Genomic DNA, 5,769 nt, shown 5'->3' on the forward strand with positions numbered 1-5,769 from the left:
GGCCTCAAATGGCATGCGCTTCGGCACTTCGCGATTTCGACGTGGATCGAGGCCAGTCTTGCCCCTAAGACGGTGCAGACTTTCGCAAGCCACTCGTCGCTGGAGATGACGATGGATCGCTACGGACACCTTTTCCCGAGCGACGATCATAGGAAAGCCTTTGACGCGATTGCGACTGGCCTGCTAAAGCCGGTTGGCACACAAACGGCGCACGCTGCGGTCAGCGCTTCGGCCTGATCGATCTAAGGTATTGTTCTGACTTGTGTTTGCRGGCGTGGTTCAGTGGTARAATGTCAGCTTCCCAAGCTGAATGTCGTCGGGTCGATCCTGAYCGCCCGCTCCAAGAGCTTCATGCCASCATCTCCGCATAACCTCGTCCCCGGAGTATTTCGAGTGAGCGCCGAGGTCGATCGCGCGAACGCTTGAGCGAAGCCAGGTAAGTTTGTAGGGCTGCCCGCCACCGACTGATGATGACGTACTGCGGCAGCGTGAATGGCAGGAATTGCATGATCACGACAGCGCCGGAGGCGAATATGCGAGACGCRCGGGCTTGTGCTGGCGTGGTGCTCTATAAGCCCGATCGAACGCTGCTTGCAAAGCAAGCCGAAGGCCTTCGAGGACGAGTGTTGTTCGTTTTTGCCAACGGGCCGGTCGATGCGGCAGTTGTGACGGCYCTCGCGCCGGCGGATGTGCGCTTGATCTGYAGCGAAGAAAACGTGGGCTTGGGCCAGGGCCTTAACGCTGTCACGAATGCTGCCGTGCAGGAAGGATTCAGCCATATCATGCTGCTCGATCAAGACAGCGAGCCGGAGCTGGACCTTCTCGACCGCTTGACCACGCGCAGCCTTGAGCTGGAAGAGCGAGGCGAGAAAGTGGCCATCSTGGCACCGCGCCTCGTGCCGCCGTCGGAGGGTTTTTATAAGCCGATCCGCTATGAGTGGCGAAGAAGCCTGCGTGACGGTGCTCTGGCCGCCGTCGATTTCGCGCCGACCTCAGGCTCGCTGGTGAATCTTGCAGCCTATGCGGAGATTGGGCCTTTCAGAGACGATTTCTTCATCGCGGGGATCGATGTCGARTGGGGTTTTCGTGCATGGGGGCGTGGTTGGGGCTCCTATCTCGCCACCGATCTTGAGATGCCTCATCGCTGGGGCGAGGCGGTCAGCGCGAACGAACTGGGCAAGCCCCAGATCCTACGTCATTCCAAGCTCCGCAACTATTACTATGCACGCAACGTGATCGCGACCGCGCGGCTCGCCCATGTTCCGTTGCGTTGGCGGACGAGGTCTTGCTTTGCTCTGGCCGCACAAATCGTCGTCCTGGCGGTGCAAGGCACGAGCGGCTCGCTGAAGCCGGTGTGGGCAGGGTTGGTCGATGGTTTGCGTGGGCGACTCGGCTCAGCGCCCGCCATWATCGACTGAGCCGCCTTGACGGCGTCGAAGGCCGGCTCGACTGGCTGGGCCAGTAAGGACGGCCCGCGCTTGACAGATCAAGGCATGGCTGCTTCTTCCCTCCGCCTTTATAGCGGTTTTCACCAACACTCGACACTGCGGAGCGAAGCGGCGTGTCATTGAAGTTTCTCGTGACGGGCGGTGCCGGCTTCATCGGCTCGGCGGTTGTCCGTAAGCTGGTAGCCGAGACGCAGCACAGCGTGTGTGTCGTCGACAAGCTAACCTATGCCGGCAATCTTGCCTCGCTGGCTCCGGTGGCCGGCAGCAATCGGTACCGCTTCGAGCACGCCGATATCGGCGATGGCGAGCGCATGCGCGCGATCTTCGCGGAATACGCCCCTGACATCGTCATGCATCTGGCTGCCGAAAGCCATGTCGACCGCTCGATCGACGGGCCCGGCGACTTTATCGAGACCAACATCGTCGGCACCTTCACCCTACTGCAGGAGGCGCTTCGGCATTTCCGTGGTCTGGAYGAGGCCGGAAGGGAGCGCTTCCGCTTCCACCACATCTCSACCGACGAGGTCTTCGGCTCGCTGGGCGACGAAGGATTCTTTCGCGAAGACACRGCTTACCAGCCCAACTCGCCCTATTCCGCYTCGAAGGCGGCCTCCGACCATCTCGTTCGCGCCTGGCATCATACCTATGACTTGCCGGTCGTGATGACCAACTGCTCGAAYAATTACGGGCCCTAYCACTTYCCSGARAAGCTSATYCCGCTGATGATCATCAACGCKCTYGAGGGSAAGCCACTGCCGRTCTAYGGCAACGGGCTGAACGTGCGTGACTGGCTCTATGTCGACGATCACGCCGACGCGCTGCTGACGGTCGCCACCGCCGGCAGGACCGGCGAGAGCTACAATATCGGCGGCCACAACGAGAAGACCAATCTCGAGGTGGTGAAGGCCATCTGCGCCATTCTCGACGAGCTCCGGCCTGAYCCGAACGGTCCGCATGAGCGGCTGATCACCTATGTCACCGACCGCCCCGGCCATGATGCGCGCTACGCCATTGACGCCGGCAAGATCGGCCGCGAGCTCGGCTGGTCGCCGAAGGAGACCTTCGAGACCGGGCTTCGCCGCACTGTCGAGTGGTATCTCGCCAATTCCGGCTGGTGGGGCGACATCCGGTCCGGCGTTTATCGCGGCGAGCGCCTCGGCGCGGCCTGAACCGGATGGACGACACCATGCTCAGCGTCGAAGAGACCGCCATCCCGGCGGTTAAGATCATCACCCCGAAGAAGCATGGCGACCATCGCGGCTTCTTCTCCGAGGTCTACAAGCAGTCCGACATGGCGGCCGCCGGGATCGACCTTGTCTTCGTGCAGGACAACCACTCGCTCTCGGCGGAGGTCGGCACGCTGCGAGGGCTGCATTTCCAGTCGCCGCCCTTCGCGCAGSACAAGCTGGTGCGCGTGACACGCGGACGGATCCTCGATGTCGCGGTCGATATCCGMGYTTCTTCGCCGACCTTCGGCAAGCACGTCGCGGTCGAGCTCTCGGCCGAGAACTGGAAGCAGCTCCTGGTTCCGATCGGCTTTGCCCATGGCTTCGTCACGCTCGAGCCGGCWACCGAGGTSCTCTACAAGGTGACGGCGCCTTATGGCCCCGCCAATGATCACGGGCTTGCCTTCGACGACCCCGCGCTCGGCATCGATTGGCGCCTGCCGCTCTCCGGCCTCACCCTCTCYGACAAGGATCGCAAGCAYCCGCGYCTTGCCGAGATGCTGCGGTATTTCGACTGATGACATTGCGTATCGCCGTTACCGGTTGGACCGGCCAGGTCGTCTGCGCCATGCTGGAGCRCGTGCCGGTCGGCGTCGAGGTCATCGCGATCCGCCGYCCGGAGCTTGACCTTTCCGTCCCCAGGACGGTCGCGCCGGCGCTGCGCGCGGCCAGGCCCGACRTCATCGTCAACRCCGCCGCCTATACGGCGGTCGATCAGGCCGAGAGCGAGCCCGAGCTCGCCATGCGCGTCAATGGCGAGGCCGCCGGCGAAGCGGCGCGGGCAGCGGCCGCCCTCGGCATTCCCATGATCCAGCTTTCGACCGACTATGTCTTCGATGGCGGCCTCGACCGGCCCTATCGCGAGGACGATGCGACCGGCCCGATCTCGGCCTATGGCGCGAGCAAGCTCGCCGGTGAGCAGGCGGTCGCGGCAGCGACCGRCAACCACGCCATCCTGCGTACGGCCTGGATCTACAGCCCCTTCGGCAAGAATTTCGTCAAGACGATGCTGCGCCTGGCCGAGGCCCGCGACGAGGTCGGKGTCGTCGCCGACCAGGCGGGAAGCCCGACCAGCGCGCTTGACATCGCCGATGCGATCTTCGCCGTCGCACGTAACCTGACCGGYAGGACGGAGGATGCYTCCCTSCGCGGCGTCTTYCATATGAGCGCGACGGGCGAGGCCGTCTGGGCCGATGTCGCGGAGGCGATCTTCGCCGAACGCGAGCGGCAGGGCGGCAAACCCGTCCGGGTCAAGCGAATCRCCACCGCCGATTACCCGACACCGGCGCGCCGGCCGGCGAACTCCCGGCTCGATTGCGGCAAGCTCGGCCGAGCCCATGGCGTGCGGCTGCCGGAATGGCAAGGGTCGCTCCAAGCTTGCGTCGCGCGACTTCTCAGAGATCAGGGCAAGGACCAGTAACGATGAAGGGCATCATCCTRGCCGGAGGTTCCGGCACGCGGCTCCACCCGATGACGCTGGCGATGTCGAAGCAGCTTCTGCCGGTCTACGACAAGCCGATGATCTACTATCCGCTCTCGACGCTGATGCTGGCCGGCATCCGCGAGGTGCTGATCATCTCGACTCCGCATGATCTGCCGCATTTYCAGCGCCTGCTCGGCGAYGGCTCCGACTGGGGSRTGAAWYTGAGCTATGCCGARCAGCCGCAYCCCGGCGGGCTGGCSCARGCCTATMTCATCGGYGCCGATTTCGTSGCCGGCCAGCCCTCGGTCCTGATCCTCGGCGACAATCTGTTTTAYGGCCATACCCTGCCGGAGATGATGGCCTCGGCCGCGGCCCGATCCAGGGGCGCGAGCGTCTTCGCCTATCATGTCAGCGACCCCGAGCGTTACGGCGTGGTCGAGTTCGATGCTGCCGGCAAGGCGATCTCGATCGAGGAGAAGCCCAAGGCGCCGAAATCAAACTGGGCCGTGACCGGGCTTTATTTCTACGATGCCCAGGTCGTCGACATCGCCGCAAACCTCAAGCCCTCGCCACGCGGTGAACTCGAGATCACTGACGTCAATCGCGTTTACCTCGAGCGCAGCGAGCTCTCGGTCGAATGCATGGGCCGAGGCTTCGCCTGGCTCGATACGGGGACGCCGGACAGCCTGCTGGAAGCTGGGGAGTTCGTCAGAACTCTTGAAAGCCGCCAGGGTTTGCGTATCGCCTGCCCGGAAGAAATTGCATTTCGGCGGGGCTGGATCTCTTCGCGGCAACTGGCCGCGCTCGGAGAGAAGCTCGCGAAGGGTGACTATGGTCGATATCTGATGCGCGTGGCCGAGGATTAAGGCGCCTCGAACCATTTGGATCCGAAGGGGCGGCCGCTCATGCCTTTCGTGACTGGTAGTGTGTGGGTTAATGGAAGGCGTTGCGGGTTGGTCGGGCTTGCCCATGAGGCCCCTTTATCGCATGAGTGCGCAATAGCCGCGGAAATTGGGCTGCGCCAATTCAGGAGATAGCCGTGAGCGATCACACAGAAGATTTGCGCAAAGTCCAGGCTCGCAAGTGGTTCTACGAATTTGACCTACCGAATGGCGCCCAGACAACTGCAGACATACCGGAAGAAGTCCGACACATACACCGGTCGCGGATCGAAAAGCTGCGCGACGTCATCTCGAAGTATGTCGAGAGCAGTGAAAGGTCGAGCGCTCTTGATCTGGCCTCGCACGAGGGTTTTTTCTCAATCGAGCTGAGCAAGCACTTTGCATCGGTGCAAGGCCTTGAAATCCGCCCCGAGAGCCTCGACGCGGCGCGTCTCATCACGCGGGCCCTCGGTATTTCGAACGTGACTTATGAGAAAGCGGATCTGACGAAAATCGAGATCGACGATCGATGGAAGTCGGATTTCGTGCTGGTCTATGGCCTCCTGTATCATCTCGAGAATCCTGTTCAGGTCATCCGTCTGGCATCCCAACTCGCCCGCAAGCACATTCTTATCGAAACCCAGATCTTTCCGTACGATATATCCGGCCGGCTGGAGGACGGAAACTACAGATGGCAACGGGAGGTTCAGGGCGTCTTCAGCCTATCAGTCGACTACGCTGCGCGACGTGAAGGCGGATCTACCGATATCGCTCTCGTCCCCTCGTTGAAC

Annotated in this window: 6 protein-coding genes, 1 tRNA gene and 1 pseudogene; all 8 read left to right on the plus strand. The window is 62.4% G+C overall.

The window, feature by feature from the left end; all coding sequences use genetic code 11:
- Window positions 1–237: pseudogene (locus AB4Y99_RS24995) on the plus strand (site-specific integrase); the annotation flags it as partial.
- Between the two features lie 31 nt (window positions 238–268).
- A tRNA-Gly gene (locus AB4Y99_RS25000) sits at window positions 269–343 on the plus strand.
- A 163-nt stretch (window positions 344–506) separates the two neighbouring features.
- The gene (locus AB4Y99_RS25005; protein ID WP_441525213.1) at window positions 507–1,418 is read left to right on the plus strand and encodes a glycosyltransferase family protein; all 912 of its coding nucleotides are present in this window, start codon (window positions 507–509) and stop codon (window positions 1,416–1,418) included.
- A gap of 143 nt (window positions 1,419–1,561) precedes the next feature.
- On the plus strand, window positions 1,562–2,617 hold the full coding sequence (gene rfbB, locus AB4Y99_RS25010; protein ID WP_441525214.1) for a dTDP-glucose 4,6-dehydratase: 1,056 nt from the start codon (window positions 1,562–1,564) through the stop codon (window positions 2,615–2,617).
- Window positions 2,618–2,634: 17 nt separating this feature from the next.
- Complete coding sequence (rfbC, locus tag AB4Y99_RS25015) at window positions 2,635–3,192, plus strand: dTDP-4-dehydrorhamnose 3,5-epimerase (protein ID WP_441525215.1); 558 nt, start codon at window positions 2,635–2,637, stop codon at window positions 3,190–3,192.
- Window positions 3,192–4,094, plus strand: a complete 903-nt coding sequence (gene rfbD, locus AB4Y99_RS25020; RefSeq protein WP_441525216.1) for a dTDP-4-dehydrorhamnose reductase — start codon at window positions 3,192–3,194, stop codon at window positions 4,092–4,094. The genes rfbC and rfbD overlap by 1 nt, the downstream gene beginning before the upstream one ends.
- A 2-nt stretch (window positions 4,095–4,096) precedes the next feature.
- Window positions 4,097–4,963 carry a glucose-1-phosphate thymidylyltransferase RfbA gene (gene rfbA / locus AB4Y99_RS25025; RefSeq protein WP_441525217.1) on the plus strand — a complete coding sequence of 289 codons (867 nt, stop codon included), beginning with the start codon at window positions 4,097–4,099 and terminating at the stop codon, window positions 4,961–4,963.
- A gap of 173 nt (window positions 4,964–5,136) precedes the next feature.
- A partial coding sequence (locus AB4Y99_RS25030) for a class I SAM-dependent methyltransferase (RefSeq protein WP_441525218.1) occupies window positions 5,137–5,769 on the plus strand: 633 nt, incomplete at its 3' end.

This window comes from Allobosea sp. TAB14, from assembly GCF_052113865.1.
GTDB lineage: Bacteria > Pseudomonadota > Alphaproteobacteria > Rhizobiales > Beijerinckiaceae > Allobosea > Allobosea spartocytisi.